20 protein-coding genes and 1 tRNA gene are annotated in these 20,690 nt (G+C 60.5%); 14 read left to right on the top strand and 7 right to left on the bottom strand.

The window, feature by feature from the left end; genetic code table 11:
• Positions 1–103: 103 nt before the first annotated feature.
• The 5 genes from ASE04_RS17550 (at position 104) to hflX (ending at position 6,415) form a co-directional block, all read left to right on the top strand.
• Positions 104–2,368, top strand: coding sequence for a sensor histidine kinase NtrY-like (locus tag ASE04_RS17550; RefSeq protein WP_056819563.1), 2,265 nt, complete (start codon positions 104–106; stop codon positions 2,366–2,368).
• The gene (ntrX, locus tag ASE04_RS17545; protein ID WP_056819558.1) at positions 2,358–3,722 is read left to right on the top strand and encodes a nitrogen assimilation response regulator NtrX; all 1,365 of its coding nucleotides are present in this window, start codon (positions 2,358–2,360) and stop codon (positions 3,720–3,722) included. The genes ASE04_RS17550 and ntrX overlap by 11 nt, the downstream gene beginning before the upstream one ends.
• 64 nt (positions 3,723–3,786) lie before the next feature.
• Positions 3,787–4,650, top strand: coding sequence for a D-amino-acid transaminase (locus ASE04_RS17540; RefSeq protein ID WP_056819556.1), 864 nt, complete (start codon positions 3,787–3,789; stop codon positions 4,648–4,650).
• Positions 4,651–4,760: 110 nt separating this feature from the next.
• Complete coding sequence (hfq, locus tag ASE04_RS17535; protein ID WP_003539403.1) at positions 4,761–5,003, top strand: RNA chaperone Hfq; 243 nt, start codon at positions 4,761–4,763, stop codon at positions 5,001–5,003.
• A 77-nt stretch (positions 5,004–5,080) separates the two neighbouring features.
• Positions 5,081–6,415, top strand: coding sequence for a GTPase HflX (hflX, locus tag ASE04_RS17530; RefSeq protein WP_056819553.1), 1,335 nt, complete (start codon positions 5,081–5,083; stop codon positions 6,413–6,415).
• Positions 6,416–6,460: 45 nt separating this feature from the next.
• Here the strand turns inward: hflX and ASE04_RS17525 are convergent, their stop codons facing one another.
• Genes ASE04_RS17525 through ASE04_RS17515 form a run of 3 tightly spaced genes read right to left on the bottom strand, consistent with a single transcriptional unit; the run spans position 6,461 to position 9,121 of the window.
• A complete protein-coding gene (locus ASE04_RS17525; protein ID WP_056819550.1) occupies positions 6,461–7,684 on the bottom strand; it encodes an FAD-dependent oxidoreductase in 1,224 nt (407 codons plus the stop codon).
• Positions 7,685–7,693: 9 nt separating this feature from the next.
• Positions 7,694–8,527 (bottom strand): nucleoside triphosphate pyrophosphohydrolase, encoded by an 834-nt coding sequence (mazG, locus tag ASE04_RS17520; protein ID WP_056819546.1) that lies wholly within the window; start codon positions 8,525–8,527, stop codon positions 7,694–7,696.
• A 6-nt stretch (positions 8,528–8,533) separates the two neighbouring features.
• Positions 8,534–9,121, bottom strand: a complete 588-nt coding sequence (locus ASE04_RS17515; RefSeq protein WP_056819543.1) for a deaminase — start codon at positions 9,119–9,121, stop codon at positions 8,534–8,536.
• A 261-nt stretch (positions 9,122–9,382) separates the two neighbouring features.
• Between ASE04_RS17515 and cysG the strand changes: the two genes are divergently transcribed.
• From cysG to ASE04_RS17490, 5 genes are read left to right on the top strand one after another with little or no spacing between them, the layout of a single operon-like run.
• A complete protein-coding gene (gene cysG, locus ASE04_RS17510; protein WP_056820418.1) occupies positions 9,383–10,819 on the top strand; it encodes a siroheme synthase CysG in 1,437 nt (478 codons plus the stop codon).
• A 2-nt stretch (positions 10,820–10,821) separates the two neighbouring features.
• On the top strand, positions 10,822–11,136 hold the full coding sequence (locus ASE04_RS17505) for a DUF2849 domain-containing protein (RefSeq protein ID WP_056819540.1): 315 nt from the start codon (positions 10,822–10,824) through the stop codon (positions 11,134–11,136).
• Between the two features lie 8 nt (positions 11,137–11,144).
• Positions 11,145–12,815 (top strand): nitrite/sulfite reductase, encoded by a 1,671-nt coding sequence (locus ASE04_RS17500; protein WP_056819537.1) that lies wholly within the window; start codon positions 11,145–11,147, stop codon positions 12,813–12,815.
• 10 nt (positions 12,816–12,825) lie between these two features.
• A complete protein-coding gene (locus tag ASE04_RS17495) occupies positions 12,826–13,338 on the top strand; it encodes a DUF934 domain-containing protein (RefSeq protein ID WP_056819533.1) in 513 nt (170 codons plus the stop codon).
• Between the two features lie 39 nt (positions 13,339–13,377).
• Positions 13,378–14,589, top strand: a complete 1,212-nt coding sequence (locus ASE04_RS17490) for a UbiH/UbiF family hydroxylase (protein ID WP_056819531.1) — start codon at positions 13,378–13,380, stop codon at positions 14,587–14,589.
• Here the strand turns inward: ASE04_RS17490 and ASE04_RS17485 are convergent.
• Positions 14,569–15,519: an AEC family transporter gene (locus ASE04_RS17485; RefSeq protein ID WP_056819528.1), complete on the bottom strand. Its 951-nt coding sequence runs from the start codon at positions 15,517–15,519 to the stop codon at positions 14,569–14,571. The two genes, ASE04_RS17490 and ASE04_RS17485, sit on opposite strands and share 21 nt — an antisense overlap.
• 37 nt (positions 15,520–15,556) lie before the next feature.
• The gene (locus tag ASE04_RS17480; RefSeq protein ID WP_056819524.1) at positions 15,557–16,306 is read right to left on the bottom strand and encodes a cytochrome c biogenesis CcdA family protein; all 750 of its coding nucleotides are present in this window, start codon (positions 16,304–16,306) and stop codon (positions 15,557–15,559) included.
• Positions 16,307–16,460: 154 nt separating this feature from the next.
• Here ASE04_RS17480 and ASE04_RS17475 point away from each other — a divergent pair, with 154 nt between their 5' ends.
• On the top strand, positions 16,461–18,266 hold the full coding sequence (locus ASE04_RS17475) for a diguanylate cyclase (RefSeq protein WP_056819509.1): 1,806 nt from the start codon (positions 16,461–16,463) through the stop codon (positions 18,264–18,266).
• 12 nt (positions 18,267–18,278) lie between these two features.
• Here ASE04_RS17475 and ASE04_RS17470 read toward each other — a convergent pair whose 3' ends face one another.
• Positions 18,279–18,611: a DUF6665 family protein gene (locus tag ASE04_RS17470; RefSeq protein ID WP_056819508.1), complete on the bottom strand. Its 333-nt coding sequence runs from the start codon at positions 18,609–18,611 to the stop codon at positions 18,279–18,281.
• Positions 18,612–18,782: 171 nt separating this feature from the next.
• On the opposite strand from ASE04_RS17470, the gene ASE04_RS17465 reads away from it, so the two are divergent.
• Positions 18,783–19,376: an NUDIX domain-containing protein gene (locus ASE04_RS17465; protein ID WP_056819505.1), complete on the top strand. Its 594-nt coding sequence runs from the start codon at positions 18,783–18,785 to the stop codon at positions 19,374–19,376.
• Between the two features lie 160 nt (positions 19,377–19,536).
• The gene (locus ASE04_RS17460; RefSeq protein WP_056819503.1) at positions 19,537–19,890 is read left to right on the top strand and encodes a hypothetical protein; all 354 of its coding nucleotides are present in this window, start codon (positions 19,537–19,539) and stop codon (positions 19,888–19,890) included.
• Between the two features lie 81 nt (positions 19,891–19,971).
• On the opposite strand, the gene ASE04_RS17455 is transcribed toward ASE04_RS17460, so the two are convergent.
• Positions 19,972–20,047 (bottom strand) — tRNA-Lys (locus ASE04_RS17455).
• Positions 20,048–20,381: 334 nt separating this feature from the next.
• Here ASE04_RS17455 and ASE04_RS17450 point away from each other — a divergent pair.
• Positions 20,382–20,588: a hypothetical protein gene (locus ASE04_RS17450; protein ID WP_056819496.1), complete on the top strand. Its 207-nt coding sequence runs from the start codon at positions 20,382–20,384 to the stop codon at positions 20,586–20,588.
• Positions 20,589–20,690: the final 102 nt, after the last annotated feature.

Raw genomic sequence — 20,690 nt, 5'->3', positions numbered from 1 at the left:
CCGAGGTTCTCGCTCAAAATTGCTTTGAGCCGAGGAGGCTGTGCAGTTGCCCGATCCCACTTTGCGGGGTGCGGCGGTTGATCCGCCGTTAGGAGATGGGTCAATGAAACAGGAAGCGGTACCGTCGGAAGACGAGTCGGTGACGACCGTAACCGATCGTCGCGCGCTGTTTGCTCTTCCGGGTCTCGTTCTGGCCGGCGGCGCGCTGCTCTGCGCCACGCTGACGCTATTCGTCCTTCTCGGCCTCACGCCAATCGCGCCGACATCGCCGGTTGTCATCACGTCCGTTGTCATCAACTCGTTCTTCGTGCTTGGCCTGATCGCGCTAATCGGCCGTGAGGTGTCACGGCTGTTGAAGGCGCGCAGACGTGGCCGCGCGGCAGCGCGGCTCCATATCCGTATCGTTGTCCTGTTCTCGATCGTCGCCATCACGCCGGCGATCCTCGTGGCGATTTTCGCCAGTATCACGTTGAACGCCGGCCTCGACCGCTGGTTCGCCCTGCGCACCCAGTCCATCATCAGTTCGTCCCGCAATATCGGGCAGGCCTACATGATGGAGAACGCCAGCTACCTGCAGGGTCAGACCGTCTCGATGGCGAACGACCTCGAGCGTAACCGCCAGCTCTTCAGCCTAGACAGGACCGGCTTTGCCGACATGATGACGCGCCAGGCGCGGGGTCGCGGCCTTCTGGGCGCCTTCCTGGTGAAGTCGGATGGATCGGTCATCACCCAGGCTGATATCAAGACGGAAAAACCGCTGCCTGCCATACCTCAGGATGCGCTGAACAAGGCCTCTGCCGGCCAGCCGACGCTCATTCCACCGGGCGTTACGAACCTCGTCGGTGCCATCATCAAGCTTGAGGCGATCGACGGCGCTTTCCTCTACACGGTGAGAGCTGTTGACCCCAAAGTCATGACCGCCATGCGGATGATGGAGGAGAACGCCACCGAATATAAATCCATGGAGGCGGGCCGCTTCTCACTGCAGATCGCATTCGCGGTTCTCTACATCGGCTTTGCTCTGATCGTTCTGCTCGCCGCCATCTGGACGGCCATCGCCGTGGCTGACCGTATCGTACGCCCGATCCGGTTGCTGATCACAGCGGCAGACAGTGTCGCCTCCGGCAATATGGACATCGTCGTTCCTGTTCATGCCGTCGATGGCGACGTCGCCAATCTGTCGCGCACCTTCAACAAGATGATCTCCGAAATTCGCACGCAGCGTGACGAGATCCTGGAAGCCAAGGACGAGGTGGACGACCGCCGCCGCTTTATCGAAGCGGTGCTGTCAGGTGTGACCGCCTCGGTCATCGGTGTCGAACACGACCGCCGGATCACCATCGTCAACAGTTCCGCCGAGGCGCTGATGGCACTGCCGGCGTCGAAAATGCTTGGCATGCAGCTTTCCGAAATCGCGCCGGAGGTTGATCAGGTGCTGACGGAAGCTGCCGCTCGCTACCGCGGCGACTTCCGCAAGCAGATCGCTCTTGTCAGGGCCGGTACCGTCCGGACGCTGAGCGTTCAGGTGACGCGCGAGGAAGTTCGCGACATGAGCGAGTCCTATGTCATCACGCTCGATGACATCACCGATCTCGTGATCGCCCAGCGCTCGACGGCATGGGGCGATGTCGCCCGCCGTATTGCTCACGAGATCAAGAACCCGCTGACCCCGATCCAGCTGTCGGCAGAGCGCATCCAGCGCCGCTATGGCAAGCAGATCAATCAGGATGACCGCAGCGTTTTCGATCAATGCACCGAAACCATCGTTCGGCAGGTCGGTGACATCGGCCGCATGGTGGACGAGTTCTCATCCTTCGCCCGGATGCCGAAGCCGATCAAGGAGCCGAGCGACCTGCGCAAGATCCTGCACGACGCGGTATTCCTGCGGGAGATGGGCAACAGCCACGTTACCTTCCTGCAGGAATTGGGCGAGCAGCCGCTGGAAGGGCAGTTTGACAGCCGGATGCTCGGTCAGGCGTTCGGCAATCTGATCAAGAATGCGGTGGAAGCGATTGAAGCCGTGCCGAGCGGTGAACGCGACGAGCGAAAGATTCTCGTCCGCGCCTCGCTCGATCAGGCGCGCGACCGCTTTACCGTCGATGTCGTCGATAACGGTCGCGGCCTGCCGGTCGAGAACCGTCACGGCATTCTGGAACCGTATATGACGATGCGCGAGAAGGGCACAGGGCTCGGTCTGGCGATCGTGAAGAAGATTATTGAGGAACATGGCGGGCAGCTCGAGTTGCACGATGCGCCCGCCGATTTCGACCAGGGACGAGGGGCGATGATCCGCGTGCATCTGCCACGTCAGGAAACCGCATCTTCGGCCCAGGTCGCAAGTGACAAGGAAAGTGTTTATGGCCTCTGATATTCTGGTCGTCGATGACGAGCACGACATCCGCGAGATTGTCTCCGGCATTCTCTCCGATGAAGGGCATGAAACCCGGACCGCACATGATAGCGATAGCGCTCTCGCGGCGATCTCCGACCGTGCGCCGCGGCTGATCTTTCTCGATATCTGGATGCAGGGCAGCAAGCTCGATGGCTTGTCGTTGCTGGACGAGATCAAGACACGCCATCCGGATATTCCGATCGTGATGATATCGGGTCACGGCAACATCGAGACTGCCGTTTCCGCCATCAAGCGGGGCGCGTTCGATTTCATCGAGAAGCCGTTCAAGGCCGATCGGCTGATCCTGATCGCCGAACGTGCGCTTGAGAACTCGAAGCTGAAACGCGAAGTGTCCGAACTGAAGCGCAAGGCCGGCGACCCCGTCGAACTCATCGGTACGTCGGTGGCGGTCTCGCAACTGCGTCAGACGATCGAGAAGGTATCTCCCACCAACAGCCGCATCATGATCTTCGGCTCGTCGGGCTCCGGCAAGGAACTCGTCGCCCGCATGATTCACAAGAAGTCGACGCGTGCGAACGGGCCCTTCGTGGCGTTGAACGCCGCCAACATCACGCCTGACCGGATGGAGATCGCGCTGTTCGGTACAGAAGGCGGACCTGGTCAGGCGCGTAAGATCGGCGCGCTGGAAGAGGCGCATCGAGGCATTCTCTACCTCGACGAAGTCGGCGAAATGCCGCGCGAGACACAGAACAAGATCCTGCGGGTTCTCGTTGACCAGCAGTTCGAGCGCGTTGGCGGCTCCAAGCGGGTGAAGGTCGATGTCCGCATCGTGTCGTCGACAGCCTACAATCTCGAGAGCCGCATTGCGGAGGGCTGGTTCCGCGAAGATCTCTATCATCGCCTCGCCGTAGTGCCGGTCAAGGTGCCGGCGCTGGCCGAGCGCCGCGAAGACATCCCGTTCCTGGTCGATCAGCTGATGCGGCAGATCTCCGAACAGGCCGGTATCCGTCCACGCCGGATCGGCGACGACGCGATGGCCGTCCTGCAGGCCCATGATTGGCCGGGTAACATTCGCCAGCTGCGCAACAACATCGAGCGGCTGATGATTCTTGCTCGGTCCGATGGCCCGGATGCGCCGATTACCGCCGATATGCTGCCGACCGACCTCGGCGATATGCTGCCGAAGGTTTCGGCCAAGAACGACTACCACATCATGACGCTGCCGCTTCGCGAAGCGCGCGAGATGTTCGAGAAGGACTATCTGATTGCGCAGATCAACCGCTTCGGCGGCAACATCTCGCGCACGGCGGAGTTCGTCGGCATGGAGCGCTCGGCCCTTCACCGCAAGCTGAAGTCGCTCGGCGTCTGATACAGAGGCGGCGTTTGCGCGCCGCTCTCCATTCCTCGCTTCCATCTCCACATACAGGTCTGCAATGCCTCGAATAGCCTATGTGAACGGCCGCTATGTCACGCACTCCAACGCGATGGTCCACATCGAGGACCGCGGCTATCAGTTCGCCGATGGCGTCTACGAGGTCTGCGAGATCAGGCACGGCTATATCGTTGACCTGACACGGCATCTGAACAGGTTGGAGCGGTCGTTGGGCGAGCTGCGCATCGCATGGCCGATGAGCCGCAAGGCGCTGGCCGGCGTTATCCGCGAAACGGTCCGACGCAATCGGGTCCGCAATGGCCTCTTCTATCTGCAGGTCACGCGAGGTGTCGCGCGTCGCGACCATGTCTTCCCGGCCGAAGGGACCCCGCCTTCGCTTGTTATCACCGCCAAGAGCACGGATCCGTCGATCATCGCCAGAAAGAATGCGACCGGCATCAAGGCGATCACCGTTCCCGACAATCGCTGGGACCGGGTCGATATCAAGTCCGTTGGTCTCCTGCCGAATGCCATGGCGCGTCAGCAGGCGAAGGAAGCGGGAGCCCAGGAAGCAATCTATGTCGATGCCGAAGGCATGGTGAAGGAAGGCGCGGCGACCAATGTCTGGATCGTCGATCGTGACGGGACGCTGGTGACGCGCCCCGCCGAACACGGCATCCTGCGCGGCATCACGCGCACGACTCTGATCGATATCGGCGCCAAGCTCGGGCTGGAGATCGAGGAGCGAAAATTCTCGGTCGCCGAAATGCTCGCGGCGCGCGAAGTCTTCATTACCGCTGCCACCAGCATCTGCTTTCCGGTGGTCTCGATCGATAGCCAGACAATTGCAAACGGCCATCCAGGCAGCGTCTCCCAGAAAATTCGGGAGGCTTTTTTCGACGTTGCGGAAAAGATTGCGATTTGATACCAAGACTTTCTGGGCAGATGGGATGAGGGTTGTCGGCTGCCTGCAGGCGAGGTTGATTAGTATTTCACCGGCGAAACGAAGCCGGCAATAAAGAAAGAAGCGGCGCGATGGCGGAACGTTCTCAGAATCTGCAGGACTTATTTCTCAATACTGTTCGCAAACAAAAGATTTCACTGACAATTTTCTTGATTAATGGTGTTAAGCTGACCGGAGTTGTCACCTCATTCGACAATTTCTGCGTTCTGCTTCGCCGTGACGGCCATTCGCAACTCGTGTATAAGCACGCGATCTCGACCATCATGCCCGGCCAGCCGATGCAGATGTTCGAAAGCGAAGAAGCTGCTTCCTAACAGGACCATCAATTATCTCGACACGTGATACCAAGAACGATTCGATCATCCCGGAAGCTGCCAAGCACCGGGATGACATGCGCGCGACCGTTATCGTACCCGTCCTCAAGCAGGCGCGTGGCGGACGTAGCGCCAGCGATGCTGCACCGGTCGCAACCCGCACCCCCGAAAGCCGCCTAGAAGAGGCGACCGGTCTCGCTCAGGCGATTGATTTGGATGTCGTCCATGGCGCCATCGTTCCGGTCAATGATCCGCGTCCGGCGACGCTGATGGGCACCGGCAAGATCGAAGAGATCAAGGCGACGCTCGATGTCAACGACTCCGGTCTGGTTATCGTCGACCACCCGCTGACCCCTGTGCAGCAGCGCAATCTCGAGAAGGAATGGAACGCCAAGGTCATCGACCGCACGGGCCTCATTCTCGAGATCTTCGGCCGCCGTGCTTCCACCAAGGAAGGCACGCTGCAGGTCGACCTGGCGCATCTCAACTATCAGAAGGGCCGCCTGGTCCGAAGCTGGACCCACCTTGAACGTCAGCGCGGTGGCGGTGGGTTCATGGGCGGTCCGGGCGAAACTCAGATCGAAGCCGACCGTCGCATGTTGCAGGACCGTATCATCAAGCTCGAGCGCGAGCTGGAGCAGGTGGTCCGCACCCGACAGCTTCATCGCGCCAAGCGCCGCAAGGTGCCGCATCCGATCGTGGCGCTGGTCGGCTACACCAATGCCGGTAAGTCGACACTGTTCAACCGTATCACCGGCGCCGGCGTGCTGGCCGAAGACATGCTCTTCGCCACGCTCGACCCGACGCTGCGCCGGATGAAGCTGCCGCATGGCCGCACGGTGATCCTCTCAGATACTGTCGGGTTCATTTCGAACCTTCCGACCCATCTCGTCGCCGCTTTCCGCGCCACTCTGGAAGAGGTGCTCGAAGCAGACCTCATCCTGCACGTTCGCGACATGGCCGATGTCGACAATCAGGCGCAGAGCGCGGACGTGCTCCGCATCCTGAAGGACCTCGGCATCGACGAGGAAGAGGGCGACAAGCGGATTATCGAAGTATGGAACAAGATCGATCGCCTCGAGCCGGAAGATCATGATGCGATCGTGAACAAGGCAAGCGGTTCCGAAAACGTCGTGGCTCTCTCTGCTGTCAGCGGCGAGGGTGTCGATGCGTTGATGGACGAGATCAGCCGCAGGCTGTCAGGCGTGCTGACTGAGGCGACCGTTCGCCTGCCTGTCGACAAGCTCGCGCTGCTTCCGTGGCTCTACGATCACGCGATCGTCGATAGCCGCGAAGACAACGAGGACGGCTCTATCACGCTCGATGTGCGTCTGTCGGAAGCGGAGGCGGTCGAGCTCGAGCGCCGTCTTGGCAATGGCGCCAAGTCTGCCAAGGAAGATTGGGAGCGGTAATCACCGCTCCTTTTTCGTGTCAACGGCGGAGCGAAGCAGATCCGGCTATGCCGGCTGACCGAGCGCATCCTGTTCACCGCTATCCAACGCGATACGGTCAAACGCAATTCGCGCGACCGGGCTGAGCAGTTCGCCGGTCACAAGCGTCGTGATCAAACCGCGCAGCAACGGAAACTTCGTCACCGGACCGATCAGCAGATCCCGGCTGAAATGAAGGATGCGGCTGTCCGACTGGTAGAAGGGCGTGAGTATGCTGCTCAGGAGCTGGTAGAACCGGATATGCATCTGCCGTTGGTGCAAATGCTGGGTCAGGCCATCGGCAATCGTCGGCTGGCTGGCAAGGGCCGAACAGAGCGAAGCGGCATCGAGCAACGCCATGTTCGCTCCCTGACCAAGTTGTGGGCTTGTCGCATGCCAGGCATCGCCGATTCTGATCACGTTGCGGCCCGCCAGCGGCTGTCGCGTATGATGACGGTAGCGCGCATGAACCGGCTCCGCGATTTCGGCTAAGTCCACCACATCTGGCCAGAATGCACCCACCTCGTTGATCCAGGCCGCCCGTCCCGCATTGCGCCATGCGGCGACATCCGCATTTCGAATGCTCCAGAAGAACGTCGCCATTGGTGCCGCGCCGTCATGCGCGGTTCCCACCGGCAGGACGCCGGCCATCTGGCTGGCCCTGTGATAGCGTTGTTGCAGCTCATCCTCGGCAAATGGCCCGCCCTTCGGCCAGGGAACCGTTGCCCAGAGGGCGCCGTAGCTCAGTTCTGTTGCTGATTTTCGATCAAGCGGAGAGCTTGCACCCATGGCATCGACGACCAGATCGGCGGGAGACCCGTTTCGCCCATCGAGTACGACGCGCGGACGGCTGCCATCCTCTACCGCCGTTACGCGTGACGAGGTCTCGAAGCCGACGCCGGCGCGAACGGCCGCGTCGAGCAGCAGATCGAACAGGGCGACACGCTGAATGGCGATCCCGTGCCCGCCCTTCGCATAGCTGACGTCGAGGACCGTGCGCCCGTTGCTTGACAAGCGGCCATGCATCCGACGGATGCGCGAACCGCGAGCCAAGACCTGATCGAGTAATTCCATGTGCGAGAGCACCGCAGCGCCGGTTGGCTGAATGACGAAACCCGAACCTACTGGCTGTGGTGCCGCCATCTGGTCGTAGATGGTGACAGCAGCACCTTGGCGCGCCAGCAGTGTGGCGAGTGACAATCCGCCAATCCCTGCGCCTGCGATTGAGACTTCGAGCGACGTGAGGTTCATCTGTCGGTATCAGCCCAGTTGCCGTTCGATCGCTTTCGCGGCCTGCCAGATTTCCTCCATCCGTTCCAGGCTAGCGGCCTCAAGCGTCTCACCTTCCGCATCAAGAATTGTCTCTATATGGCTGAAACGGCGCCGAAACTTTGTATTTGTTCCGCGCAAAGCATCCTCGGGATCGGCCTTCACATGCCGGCCGATATTGACCACCGCGAAGATCAGGTCGCCGAGCTCGTCGCTCACCTTCGCCTGATCGCCCTCTGACAAGGCGACACGCAGTTCGCCAATCTCTTCCTCGATCTTGTCGAGGATCGGTTCGGGAGCGGACCAGTCGAAACCGACCTTTGCGGCGCGCTCCTGCAGCTTCAGCGCTTCGGTCAGCGCAGGGAAGCTCCGCTGCACGGACCCCAGGAAGCCGGCCTTGAAATCCTCGGTTATGCCGCGCTTGGCTCTCCGTTCGGCGCGCTCGCGTTTTTCCGCCTGCTTGATCTCGTCCCACTGCTTCTTGACGGCGTCGGGCGTGTCGGCATCGGAGCGGGCGAAGACATGAGGATGGCGGCGGATCATCTTGCGGGTGATGGCTTCGACGACGTCGCCGAAGGAGAAATCACCTGCTTCCTCGGCCATCCGAGCATGGAAGACGACCTGCAGCAGGAGGTCGCCGAGTTCCTCGCAGAGGTCATCCATGTCGTTGCGCTCGATCGCGTCGGAGACTTCGTAAGCCTCCTCGATCGTATAGGGCTTGATCGTCTCGAACGTCTGGACAATGTCCCAGGGGCACCCTGTTTCCGGATTGCGCAGCGCGGCCATGATTTCGATCAGGCGCGAAATGTCTTTGGAGGCTTCCATCGTCACTCAGTTCAGCGGAATGTCGTTGTCGGTCTTCGATGCCTGGTAGCTGTTCGAGAGCGAATCGTAACGCGCCTTGATGCGCGCCGTCTGCGACTTTAACTCGGCCTTCAGGCCATCGTTTTCGGTCTCGACCAGATCGGCGATCGCAAAGCTGTTCCAGAACGCATTGCTGCGTCGGTAGCCGCCCGGTTCCAGGCCAAAGACTTCCTTGAGGATCTTCAAATCGTGGGGAATCGCGAAGGCATCGCGCGAATCTTCGTGGCTGAAAAAATAGTAGAAATTGTCGAAGCCGGCCCAGGTGATGGCCGACATGCACATGGTGCAGGGTTCGTGAGTGGAGAGAAAGATCAGGTCCTTCGTCGCCGGCTTTTCGCCCAATTCGTAAAACCGCTTCAGAGTGTGCACTTCACCGTGCCACAGCGGGTTCTCAAGCTCGTTGTTGGTCTCGGCTATGACAAGCGAGAGGTCGGATTTGCGCAGGATGGCGGCGCCAAAGACCTTGTTGCCGGCTGCGACGCCGCGCTCGGTCATCGGCAAGATGTCCTGTTCCATGACGTTGAGCAGGCGGGCGGCTATGGTCTTGTCTGGCATGAATTTCTCCTTGTGAGCAGCACTCTAGCGCCAGCGGCATTGAAGGCAAATCCCGATCGGCGCGTCCTGTTGATTTGTCACAGGCTTTCTGCTGCGATGCGACAGGTCTAAGTGTGCTTGCCGCATCGCATCGGTGACTTTTACTCAAATCATCGGGGGAGCGAGTAAAAGAATACGCGCCCAAGCGGGCTTTGGAATTTCTGTTTCTTCAATTGGCTTGGCGTAGCGTGCATATTCCGGCAACTTCGAAATGGATTGATGATGCCTCCCAAGACTGAACAACTGTCGGTATTTCCTGCCTTCTTCCGCGTTGAAGGCAAGATCGCGGCTGTCTTCGGCAATGGCGGCGAGGCCTTTGCCAAGGTTCGCCTGCTCCTCAATACGCAGGCGCGGATTGTTGCCTATACGGATCGCCCCGAGGCCGACTACCACGCCTTTCTGATCTCTAACCGCATCGAGACCGTACGGTCGGGCTTTGCGGCCGAGCAGATCGTCGGGGCAACGCTCGTCTTCGCGGCGACCGGAGATGCTGCGCAGGATCGCGCCATCGTAGAGGCTGCGCGCGCCGAAAAGGTGCCGGCCAACGCCGTCGATCAGCCCGACTACTGCGACTTCTTCACGCCAGCACTTGTCAATCGCGCGCCGGTGGCCGTCGCGATCGGCACGGAAGGTGCCGGCCCGGTTCTGGCGCAGATGATCCGTGCCCAGATTGACCAATTGCTCGCCCCGTCGCTCGGTCGTCTTGCCGATCTCGCAATCGGTTACCGCAAGGCCGTCGAGCAGATTGTCCCCAAGGGCGCCGCCCGTCGCCTTTTCTGGCGCCGCTTTTTCTCCGGCGCCGTCGCGGATGCTGTCGCCAACGAGAACCTGCCGCAGGCGCGTCGCGCGGCCAATGGTTTGTTGCAGTCCGCCGAGGAGATTGAGGGCCACGTCTGGCTCGTCGGCGCCGGTCCCGGTGCCGCGGATCTGCTGACGCTGCGCGCCCAGCGCGTGATGATGGAAGCCGATGTCATCGTCTTCGACGCACTGGTGCCGCAGGAAATCGTCGATATGGGCCGCCGTGACGCCGAGCGTTTGTCTGTCGGCAAGCGCAAGGGATGCCATTCGAAGTCCCAGGAAGAGATCAACGATCTGCTTGTGCACCTCGGTCGCGACGGCAAGCGCGTGGTTCGTCTGAAGTCCGGCGATCCGCTCGTGTACGGCCGGGCAGGCGAAGAGATGGCCGCGCTGCGGGCCGGGGGCATTTCCTATGAAGTAGTGCCCGGCATCACCTCGGCCTTCGCCGCTGCCGCCGATTTCGAACTGCCGCTGACGTTGCGGGGCGTTGCCTCGTCGCTAGTTTTCACGACCGGCCACGATTTGACGGGCGACGTCTTGCCGGATTGGGCGAGCCTTGCGGTCTCGGGCGCAACGATCGCCGTCTATATGGGCCGCACCGTCGCGGCATCCGTGGCTGAACGCCTGATGCAAGCCGGGCTGCCTGCGGAAACGACCGTTGCCGTCATCGAGAACGCCAGCCGTTCCGATCGACGCCTGCTGCATGGTATTCTGCGGGATCTTCCGGACCTGCAGCACCGTGACGAGTTGACCGGCCCGGTGATGGTCATTATCGGCGATGCGGTCGCAGGCGCCAATTTCGAACTGTCGGAACCGCTTGTGCGCGAACGCGCCCGGTCCGAAGAATTTGCAAGGAGCTGAAGATGGCAGACAAGGTTCTCACCGCCAACAGATTGACGGACGGCATCGCCGTCTGGCTGAACGCCAATGGCGAATGGGTCGTCTCTCTGCAGGAAGCCCTTGTGGCCCGTCATGCCGAGGCCGTCGCGGCGCTGGAAGCGATCGGCAAGAAGTCCTATGCTGACAACCAGGTGGTGGACGTCGCCGTTGTCGACGTTCAGGAAACTGATGGCGTGCTCTGGCCGTTGCGTCTTCGCGAGCGCATTCGCGCCCAGGGTCCGACCATGGAATACGCGCCGGGCTACCAGCCCGCCGACCCCGCATTCATCGCAGTCTGAGGAAGCAGATGTATCGTTACGACGAATTTGACCACGCTTTTGTCGCCGAGCGCGTCGAGCAGTTTCGCGACCAGGTCCAGCGCCGCCTTTCCGGCGAGCTTGCCGAGGATGCGTTCAAGCCGCTGCGCCTGATGAACGGCGTCTATCTGCAGCTTCACGCCTACATGCTGCGCATCGCCATTCCCTATGGAACGTTGAGCTCGCGCCAGGTCCGCATGCTCGCGCATATCGCGCGCAAGTATGACCGTGGCTATGGCCATTTCACGACCCGCCAGAACCTGCAGTTCAACTGGCCGAAATTGTCCGAAATCCCGGATGCTTTGGCCGAGCTCGCTTCCGTCGAAATGCACGCCTTGCAGACATCGGGCAACTGCATTCGCAACGTCACCGCCGACCATTTCGCCGGTGCCGCGGCCGACGAAGTCGCCGATCCGCGTCCCTATGCCGAAATTCTGCGCCAGTGGTCGTCGGTTCATCCGGAATTCTCGTTCCTGCCGCGCAAGTTCAAGATCGCCGTCACGGGCGCCGAGCGTGACCGTGCCGCGATTCAGGTCCACGACATCGGGCTGCATCTGAAGAAGAACGACAAGGGCGAAATCGGCTTTGCCGTTTATGTCGGTGGTGGCCAGGGCCGCACGCCGATGATCGCCAAGCTGATCCGTGACTTCCTGCCGGAAGAGGACCTGCTGTCCTACACGACCGCGATCGTCCGCGTTTATAACCTCAACGGCCGTCGCGACAACAAGTACAAGGCTCGCATCAAGATCCTCGTGCACGAAACGGGCACGGAAGAGCTGACGCGTCAGATCGAGGCCGAGTTCGCTGAACTGAAGGACTCCGAGCTGAAGCTGCCGGAAACAGATGTCGAAGCGATTGCTACATATTTCGCGCCGCCGGCTCTGCCGAACCGTGCCGAAGGGTGGGAAAACCTCGCTCGCTGGAAGAAGGCCGACCCGGCCTTCGCCCGTTGGGTTCAGCAGAACGTGCAACCACACAAGCATCCTGATTACGGCATGGTGACGATCTCGCTCAAGCCGATCGGCGGCATTCCGGGCGATGCTTCCGATAGCCAGATGGACGCCGTGGCCGACCTCGCCGAGGAATACGCCTTCGACGAAGTTCGCGTCAGCCATGAACAGAACCTGATCCTGCCGCATGTGGCGCTTGCTGATCTTGAGGCTGTCTATCGCGGTCTGGTTGCCATCGGCCTTGCCGAAGCCAACGCCGGTCTCATCACTGATATCATTGCCTGTCCCGGGTTGGACTACTGCGCGCTCGCCAATGCGCGCTCCATCCCTCTCGCGCAGGAAATCTCCCGGCGCTTCGGCGATCCGGATCGCCAGGCTGAAATCGGCGAGCTGAAGATCAAGATCTCCGGCTGCATCAATGCCTGCGGCCATCACCATGTCGGCCATATCGGCCTGCTTGGCGTCGAAAAGAAGGGCGCAGAGCTCTACCAGGTCACGCTCGGCGGTTCGGGCGACGAGCATACGTCGATCGGCGAGATCATCGGCCGCGGCTTCGAGCCGGACAAGGTGACCGACGCGATCGAAACGATCGTCAACACCTACCTGACAATCCGCAAGGAGCCGTCGGAAATCTTCCTCGAAACCTATCGTCGCGTGGGTCCGCAGCCGTTCAAGGACGCGCTGTATGGTTCAGCCGCAGAAGCGGCGTAAGGAGGGGACGATGACCAAGATCTGGAGAGAAACCGGTTTCGTCGAGAACGATCCCTGGGTGATCGAGACGGAAGAGGCCAAGGCAGGCGAGGGGCAGAAGCCTCTTCTCACCCTAGATGAGCTGATTGCCAAGGCCGACGAGAGCAATGAGGTCGGCTTCGGTGTGCTGATCAAGCCGGCGGACGACGTGCGCAAGCTTGAGCCCTATCTCTATCGCTTGGAGATGGTCGCTGTTGCTTTTCCGGCGTTCAACGACGGCCGGGCCTTCAGCCACGCTTCCCTGTTGCGTGACCGCCTAGGTTACACCAACGAACTGCGCGCCGTCGGTGACGTGCTGATCGACCAGATTCCGCTGATGCAGCGCGTCGGGATCGACAGCTTTGCTGTCACCAACGAGACTGCGATAAAGCGTCTCACCGAACATCGTCTGCCGGGGATTCCGCATCATTATCAACCAGCTGTGCGTGACGCGGACGCCGGCAAGGGCTATAGTTGGCGCCGTCAGGCGAAACCGGCTGCGTAAGCACCGGATCGCCGTCAAGGAATTTGACGGAACGGTGCAATGAAGACTTTTGAAATCGCAGTGATCGGTGGCGGCCTTGCCGGCATGATCGCTGCTATCGCTCTGGCTCGCGGCGGACGCAACGTTGCTCTCGTTGCTCCGCCGTCATCAAACCGGGATCGGCGCACGACCGCGCTCATGGATCAGTCGATCCGTTTGCTGGACAGGTTGACCTTGTGGGAAAAGCTCCGGCCGGCGGCTGCTCCGCTTTCGACGATGCGGATCATCGACGGCACGAATCGCCTGCTGCGGGCGCCGATCACCACCTTCCGTTCCGTCGAACTCGATCTCGAGGCCTTCGGCTACAATTTCCCGAACAGGGCGCTGATGGAGGTGCTGGAGGCCGCGATTGCCGCTGAAGGCAACATCACGCGCTTCAACTCTTTTGCCGACCTGATCGATATCGGCGCCGATTCGGTGACCATCACGCTCGCCGATGGCGAGGTGCTGTCCGCGTCGTTCGCCGTAGGCGCCGATGGGCGCAAGTCGAAGCTGCGCGAGACTGCCGGCATAGACGTGAAAACCTGGTCCTATCCGCAATCGGCCATGGTGTTGAACTTCGAGCATTCATTGCCGCATGAGAATATCTCGACGGAGTTCCACACCGAAAGCGGCCCCTTCACTCAGGTACCGCTGCCGGGCAATCGCTCCAGCCTCGTCTGGGTCCAGAACCCGTCGGATGCCGTGGCCCGCAATGAACTCTCGCTCGTCGAACTGAGCAATGTCGTCGAGGAGCGCATGCAGTCGTTGCTCGGCAAGGTGACTGTCGAGGAGGGCGTGCAGCTCTGGCCTCTGTCAGGCATGATGGCCCATCGCTCTGGCAAGGGGCGCATTGCCCTGATCGGCGAAGCCTCGCACGTTTTCCCACCGATCGGCGCACAGGGGCTCAATCTCAGCCTGCGCGATGTGCTGGCGCTGTCGGACATTCTGTGTACGCGGCCGGAGCTGCCGATCGCCGCCGATGCCGGCGACCAGTTCGATCGCAAGCGTCGCGCCGATATCATGACCCGCACGGCAAGCGTCGATCTTCTCAACCGCTCGCTCCTGTCCGATTTCCTGCCTGTTCAGATGTTGCGTGCGGCCGGCCTGCACATCCTGTCGGCGTTGCCGCCGCTGCGCAGTATCGTCATGCGTGAAGGCATCGAGCCCGGACGCGGTTTTCGCGACATTCCTGGGGCCATCAGGGAAAGATTAAGCCGGAAGAAAGCCTGATTTGATCGCGATCAGGACCGCCGAGACGGTCACGACCGACAGTGTGGTCGTGATCAGGATCGTCGCCGAGGCACGTTCCTGCCAGACGCCGTATTGCTGCCCGATGACAAAGACGTTGGTGGCCGTTGGCAACGCGGCGAGCAGCACTGCCGCATAGACCCAGATCGGATCGAAGCCGCCGACCGTGGTCAGGGCAAGATAGACGACGATCGGGTGGATGATGAGCTTGGCCGGAACGATGTAGCCGATCTCGACAGGTACGCGCTTCAACGGCCGAAGTGCCAGCGTTACCCCCATCGCGAACAGGGCGCACGGCGCGGCCGCCTGCGAGAGATAGTCTATGAAGCGCTGCAGGGCGGGCGGTTGGTCGATCTGCAGACCGGCGGCAACGAATCCGAGCGCCGTCGACAGGATGAAGGGGTGGAAAGCCACCTTTCTCACGATATCGATCGCCAGTCGGCCGGTCGATCGCCGGTCGTCGCCCGCCACCGCCATGAGTGCCGGTGCGACAACGAAATGCAGCGCGTTCTCAAGGCAGACGATCAGCGCTACGGGAACGGCTGCGCGTTCGCCGAGCGCCAGCAGAGAGAGGCCAGGGCCCATATAGCCGATGTTGCCGTAGGCACCGGCAAAGGACTGTATCGTGCAGTCGGCCAGCGAGTTTTTCCGGACCAAGCGACCGATCGCAAACAGCACGATGAAGATCGAATAGGTCGCAGCCAGGTCGGTGGCGATGAAATCGATACGCGTGAGATCTTCGAAGGGTGTCCGCGAGACCAGCTTGAAGAACAGCGCTGGAATGGCGGCGTAGATGATGAACGTGTTCATCCAGCCCAAGGCGTCTGCCGGCTGCTTCGTCACCTTCGCCGCGATATAGCCGATAAGGATCAGGCCGAAGAACGGCAGAAGCAGGCTGACGATGTCGGACAATGTCTATCCCAATGCAGATTCCAGAGGCGACACCGGCTTAGCCGATTTGCGTCAGGATTGGAAAGGTCTGCTGGAACCAGATTGCAACGTTGCTGACGAAGCCGAACATGAAGGCTAGGCCGGTCAGGATAAGGAACACGCCCATGAACTTCTCGACCGTTCCGAGGTGTTTCCGGAAACGCGTCAGGAAGGCCATGAAGGCGCCGGAAAAACCGGCCGCGATCCAGAACGGGATGGCAAGGCCAAGGGAATAGACGGCAAGCAGGCCCGCGCCGGAGCCGACGGTTTCCCGCGATGCTGCGACACCGAGGATCGCACCAAGCACAGGACCGATGCACGGCGTCCAGCCGAAGGCGAAGGCCAGGCCCATCACATAAGCACCGGTCAATGTTGCCGGTTTGCCGCCACCCTGAAAGCGAGCCTCGCGTGCGAGCAGTCCGATCCTGAAGGCTCCGAGGAAGTTCAATCCCATGACGATGATGATCAGGCCGCCGATCTTGGCCAGGAGATCGAGGTGCTGGCGAAGCGCCATGCCGATGCTGGAAGCGCCGGCGCCAAGCGCGACGAACACGGTCGCAAAGCCAAGCGTGAAGAAGAGCGCCGACAACAACACGCCGCGCCGCACGTCGGGGGCGACGGTAACTGGCCCACCGCCACGGAATTGCTCGACCGAGATACCGGCCATGTAGCAGAGATAGGGCGGAACGAGGGGCAGCACGCACGGGGAGAGAAACGACAGCGCGCCGGCAAGCAGGGCGCTCAACAGGGAAATATCGGCAATCGACACTTAGGCACTCCGGCGGCGGGCAATCATCCGCGAACTCCTATCGCACGGAGCAGGTTTGAGCCAATCACCTTTTTGCGCGTTTCTCTCTAGGGATACAATCGTACGTAGGTGTAGAGTTAATTCTCTGGCAATCTGGAATCGGTAATATCTCTATATGAGAATAAGTGAAATCACGAACTGGGCTTACGGCGTCACGGTCGCTTTGACGGCCCTGTCTGCGAGTGCGTTTATTTTTTCCGCCCACAGTGCCACCCGGGAACGCGTTGCCGTCGAGGAGCATCTGGCCCTCGATGAGCTCGGCGAGGATCTGGCGCTGGGCGCCGAGGAGCGGACCGATGAGGCGCGTCTCTACGTCATCAGGGGAGATATCCGCCACCTGGACGCTTTCCATGGCAAGGAAGGCGAGGAGAGGCAGCGTGAGACGGCAATCAAGCGCGTTCGCGAGCTCGGGGCATCGCAGGCCGAGTTGACTGCGCTTGATGATATCGCGCGCGAGGCGGAAGCGCTCGACAAGATCGAGGTGGATGCGGTTGCTGCCTATGGCAGTAGCGATCAGACGGGTGCCCGGCAGATGCTTTTCGGCCCCGAACATGATCGTCTTCAGACGCAACTGCTCGCCTCGGTCACGCGTTTTCGAGAGTTGACCGGCGCGCGCACCGAAGCAGCGCTGGCCGATGCGCGATGGCGTGCCGATTGGTGGAGCCTTGCTGCCAAGATCCTGCTGTCGCTGAACGCAGCTCTCTTTCTCGGTGTCCTGTACTTCATCCTCAGGCGTCGCGTGGCGATGCCGCTCGTGCGCATGACCGGTATTGTCAGCCGGTTGGCGAAACAGGATTACGAAGTAGACGTTCCGCTCGATCGCCGACGTGACGAGATCGGCGAAATGAACGAAGCGATCCATATATTCCGCGAGAACGGAATTGAGCGCGATCGGCTGGACTCCGAAAGACGGCAAGACCTGAAGACGAAGGATTTGATCCTGCAGATGATGCACCGGCTTCAGGCATGCCAGAAGCAGGAGGAACTGGCCGAGGTCGTGGCTTTGTTCGCGCCGCAAATCTTCCCTGATCTCGCAGGGCAACTGTATGTGATGAACGAAGCGCGGAGCGGGTTGACGTCTGTGGCGTCCTGGCGCGAACCGCATCGCTCCGAGTATTCGTTCCCGGCAACCGCCTGCTGGGCTCTGCGGCGCGGCAGGCCGCATGTCAGCGCCCCTGACCACGGCGACATAGGCTGTCAGCACCTGAATGAAGACGACGCTGCCGGTCTCTGTGTGCCGCTGACGGCGCAGGGCGACGCAATCGGTCTGCTCTATTTCGAGGAACGACCGGATCGTCAGATGGCCGCGGACGCATCGCGTCTGTACCTGGAGCTCATTGCCGAGAATGTCGGCCTGGCCGTCGCAAACCTTCAATTGCGGGACAAACTGACCAACCTGTCGGTTCGCGATCCCTTGACCGGCCTTCATAACCGCCGATCGCTCGACGAGGACGTCAATCGCTATACGCGTGATGCCTCCCGTGATCCGCTTGCCTGCATGATGATCGACATCGATCATTTCAAGCGGTTCAACGATGAGTTCGGCCACGACGCTGGCGACGAAGTCATGCGCTATGTCTCGCAGATCATTGTGGATACGATCGATGACGCCGGCCGAGCCTATCGATTTGGCGGCGAAGAGTTCGCGGTGTTTTTACCGGGGACGGAAGCGGACGAAGCCTTCAGCCTTGCGGAGCGGGTCAGAACAAACATTCGTGGTACGGCTCTGTCGCACAGAGGCCGTATTCTCGGCGCCGTCTCTGTCTCGATCGGCATGGCTTATTCGGAGGAAGCCTCCGAGGCGGCAATGCTGCTGTGGCGTGCCGATGCCGCTCTACTGGAAGCAAAGGCGGGCGGGCGAAACATCACCATCGCGGCCTTTCCCAGCGACAGCGATCGCCACAAGCGCGGCTCCGGATAGCCGTTGCCTTCGTCAGCGCGGCGAGGATCCCAGCCGCGCAAGCACTTCCTCTGGTATTTCATAGCGCTGGATGACATCCCGGCTGTTCCGCAGCCCGCAGATTTCCCGTTGAACCATGAAGGACCAGACGGCGTCCGACGCCTTCTGCAGTAGGGCCTGCTGATGAAGATCGTCCTTTTGACCCTTAGCGTCGGCGGTTTTCAGGTCTGCCAGGGCGGTTTCAACTGTCCTGCCGTGCCGACCAAGGGCGTTAGCCCGCTCAGCCGCCAGCTCGTATTCGAGAACGTTGAACCCGCTTTCGACAGAGAACGGTCGCATCAATGATTGCGGTGGACGAACGCTCATGAGTACAAACTCCGTTCTGTTGCGGCCCAAGTCGTCCGACGGCTAGGAACGCCTATCGGAGGCATGTCGGCGATCCGACTCTACAAGCCGTGGATCCGAGCGTAAAGAAGCGCGTCGCCTGCGGTCCGTCTGCTGGCGGACCTGATGCTGCGAATGAAAGGGAGACGGTCGTTGACGTCAACTGCAATCACTTCTTCAACTCTACTTTACCAGGGTTGGGGAAGCCTCACCCAGCATGTCTTTCGCTATCGTCGCGTCGACGGTACCGCAGCAGAGATGTCGCGCGAGGTCTATGACCGTGGGGATGCGGCTTCGGTGCTTCTCCATAATCCGTCCAGCGACACGGTTGTTCTCGTGCGCCAGTTTCGGCCGGCTCCGATGGCCAACGGCGACGACCCCTATATGCTGGAAGCTTGCGCTGGCATCCTCGAAGGAGACGAGCCGGAGCAATGCGTGAGACGGGAAGCGATGGAGGAGGCGGGCGTCGTGGTCAAAGACCTCAAGTTCGTCGCGGCCGCTTATGGCAATCCTGCAGGACTGACCGAGGTCGTCAGCATGTTCGTTGGCAGCTACAGCGAGGACGACAGGTCCGCCGGCGGCGGTCTTGCGCATGAAGGCGAGGATATCGAGGTCGTGGAGGTGCCGTTTCAAGCCGCGTTCGACATGATTGCCTCGGGCGACATTGTCGACATGAAAACAATCATTCTGCTGCAGCATATGATGATTGAACGCATGCGAGCGACTTCACAGGCGAGGCGAGACTAGCCATCGGAAGTAAGCGCTTCACATCAATGGCGAAGTTGTGGAGCGGCCTGCGATCCGCTAATTGCGGAAGAAGACGTCGCAGTTCATAGCTGCGCGCCGGCTCCCAAGAGGGGTTGAGGCGGTGGTTGTTGGCTCTCATTTCCACACCGATGGGGCATCAATGAAAAGCGTTCTAGTCTTCACACTTCTGCTGGCGCCGGTCGGCGCCCACGCCGCCACTTTCGAAGAGCTCACCCAGAAGATGGACGTGGTACGGTCGTCCTATGAGGTCTGCCTGATGGATGCCGCCAGGTATTACGGCGCAAAGCTCTGCCGCGACGTCTCTGAGATCGTTCCCGGTGTTTTCGGGAAATGCACAGATCTTCGCGTCCAGCTGGAAAACCTGATCCGAGATCGCGGTGACGCCGGAAACGAACGGACACGTCAGCTTCAGACGATCAGGGAGAATGCGACCGACAGCATGACCGCAATCATCCTGGACCAGCAGATCGCGGAAAACTGCCAGCCGAAGTAAACTCCGGCGAGTGGTCAACATCGCGACGACGGTGAACCGTGAACAGCGCATTCCAAAATAAAGCTAAGTGTTTGAAAATAGTGGTGAGAGCGTCGGGGTTCGAACCCGAGACCTACTGATTAAAAGTCAGTTGCTCTACCGGCTGAGCTACGCTCTCCCGCGTCGGAAAAGGCGCTCGGTGCACGCCCCCGCTGGAAGTGCGCGGAACATATGCAGCCGACCCATTGTGGTCAACTGAAAAATCTCCCTTTCCTGTGTATCAGGCACATTTCTTGCGCGATCGCCGTACGGTGATGTCGGCTGCGCGTTTCCGCTTGCCTGTGCGATTGCGGAATCCTTGTGATAATCGGTGCGCGGCGGAAGAGCTTCTAATGCATGAACGGAGGAAAGGTTCCGAAAAATATTTAAATAAATCAATTGCTTCTTTGGTTTTCTGTACTTCACAATGAGGTGTGGCGCGCTAGTTGGTATTCTATCGAAAGGATGAATTAATGACCAACGTGATCGAGCACCCCACAACGCGCAAGGTCTTGCGCGGCCGTCCTTACAGCCTTGCTGAGTTCGCGCGCAGGTATCGACTGGACAAGGACGAAGCGACGCGTCTCTTCGACAAGTTCGGACCTTCAGCGACGGAACTCGACCTACTGATGGCCGCCAAGCGCCGGCCTCCAGTCTCTATCGCGGAGCTGGGTGCTTAGCTTTCAGAGGGATGTCAGCGAAGGTGAGGCGGGCAGGCCAAAGCCCGCCTTTTTGCTGTCCGAGATTTTCGAAAATCGCGGGCATCAGACCAAAACCGGAGT

Origin of the sequence: Rhizobium sp. Root708, from assembly GCF_001429725.1 — a bacterium.
In the GTDB taxonomy this organism is placed as follows: Bacteria; Pseudomonadota; Alphaproteobacteria; order Rhizobiales; family Rhizobiaceae; genus Rhizobium.
The sequence above is the reverse complement of the archived record's forward strand: the minus strand, read 5'-3'. Positions and strand labels throughout refer to the sequence as shown.

Excerpts from the sequence above, each read along its gene's own strand:
- ASE04_RS17450 (WP_056819496.1), top strand. The coding sequence starts at position 20,382 with ATGACCAACGTGATCGAGCACCCCACAACGCGCAAGGTCTTGCGCGGC.
- ASE04_RS17550 (WP_056819563.1), top strand. The coding sequence starts at position 104 with ATGAAACAGGAAGCGGTACCGTCGGAAGACGAGTCGGTGACGACCGTA.
- ASE04_RS17460 (WP_056819503.1), top strand. The coding sequence starts at position 19,537 with ATGAAAAGCGTTCTAGTCTTCACACTTCTGCTGGCGCCGGTCGGCGCC.
- hflX (WP_056819553.1), top strand. The coding sequence starts at position 5,081 with ATGCGCGCGACCGTTATCGTACCCGTCCTCAAGCAGGCGCGTGGCGGA.
- mazG (WP_056819546.1), bottom strand. The coding sequence starts at position 8,527 with ATGGAAGCCTCCAAAGACATTTCGCGCCTGATCGAAATCATGGCCGCG.
- hfq (WP_003539403.1), top strand. The coding sequence starts at position 4,761 with ATGGCGGAACGTTCTCAGAATCTGCAGGACTTATTTCTCAATACTGTT.
- ASE04_RS17515 (WP_056819543.1), bottom strand. The coding sequence starts at position 9,121 with ATGCCAGACAAGACCATAGCCGCCCGCCTGCTCAACGTCATGGAACAG.
- ASE04_RS17525 (WP_056819550.1), bottom strand. The coding sequence starts at position 7,684 with ATGAACCTCACGTCGCTCGAAGTCTCAATCGCAGGCGCAGGGATTGGC.
- ASE04_RS17505 (WP_056819540.1), top strand. The coding sequence starts at position 10,822 with ATGGCAGACAAGGTTCTCACCGCCAACAGATTGACGGACGGCATCGCC.
- ASE04_RS17470 (WP_056819508.1), bottom strand. The coding sequence starts at position 18,611 with ATGAGCGTTCGTCCACCGCAATCATTGATGCGACCGTTCTCTGTCGAA.
- ASE04_RS17495 (WP_056819533.1), top strand. The coding sequence starts at position 12,826 with ATGACCAAGATCTGGAGAGAAACCGGTTTCGTCGAGAACGATCCCTGG.
- ASE04_RS17475 (WP_056819509.1), top strand. The coding sequence starts at position 16,461 with ATGAGAATAAGTGAAATCACGAACTGGGCTTACGGCGTCACGGTCGCT.
- ASE04_RS17540 (WP_056819556.1), top strand. The coding sequence starts at position 3,787 with ATGCCTCGAATAGCCTATGTGAACGGCCGCTATGTCACGCACTCCAAC.
- ASE04_RS17500 (WP_056819537.1), top strand. The coding sequence starts at position 11,145 with ATGTATCGTTACGACGAATTTGACCACGCTTTTGTCGCCGAGCGCGTC.
- ntrX (WP_056819558.1), top strand. The coding sequence starts at position 2,358 with ATGGCCTCTGATATTCTGGTCGTCGATGACGAGCACGACATCCGCGAG.
- cysG (WP_056820418.1), top strand. The coding sequence starts at position 9,383 with ATGCCTCCCAAGACTGAACAACTGTCGGTATTTCCTGCCTTCTTCCGC.
- ASE04_RS17490 (WP_056819531.1), top strand. The coding sequence starts at position 13,378 with ATGAAGACTTTTGAAATCGCAGTGATCGGTGGCGGCCTTGCCGGCATG.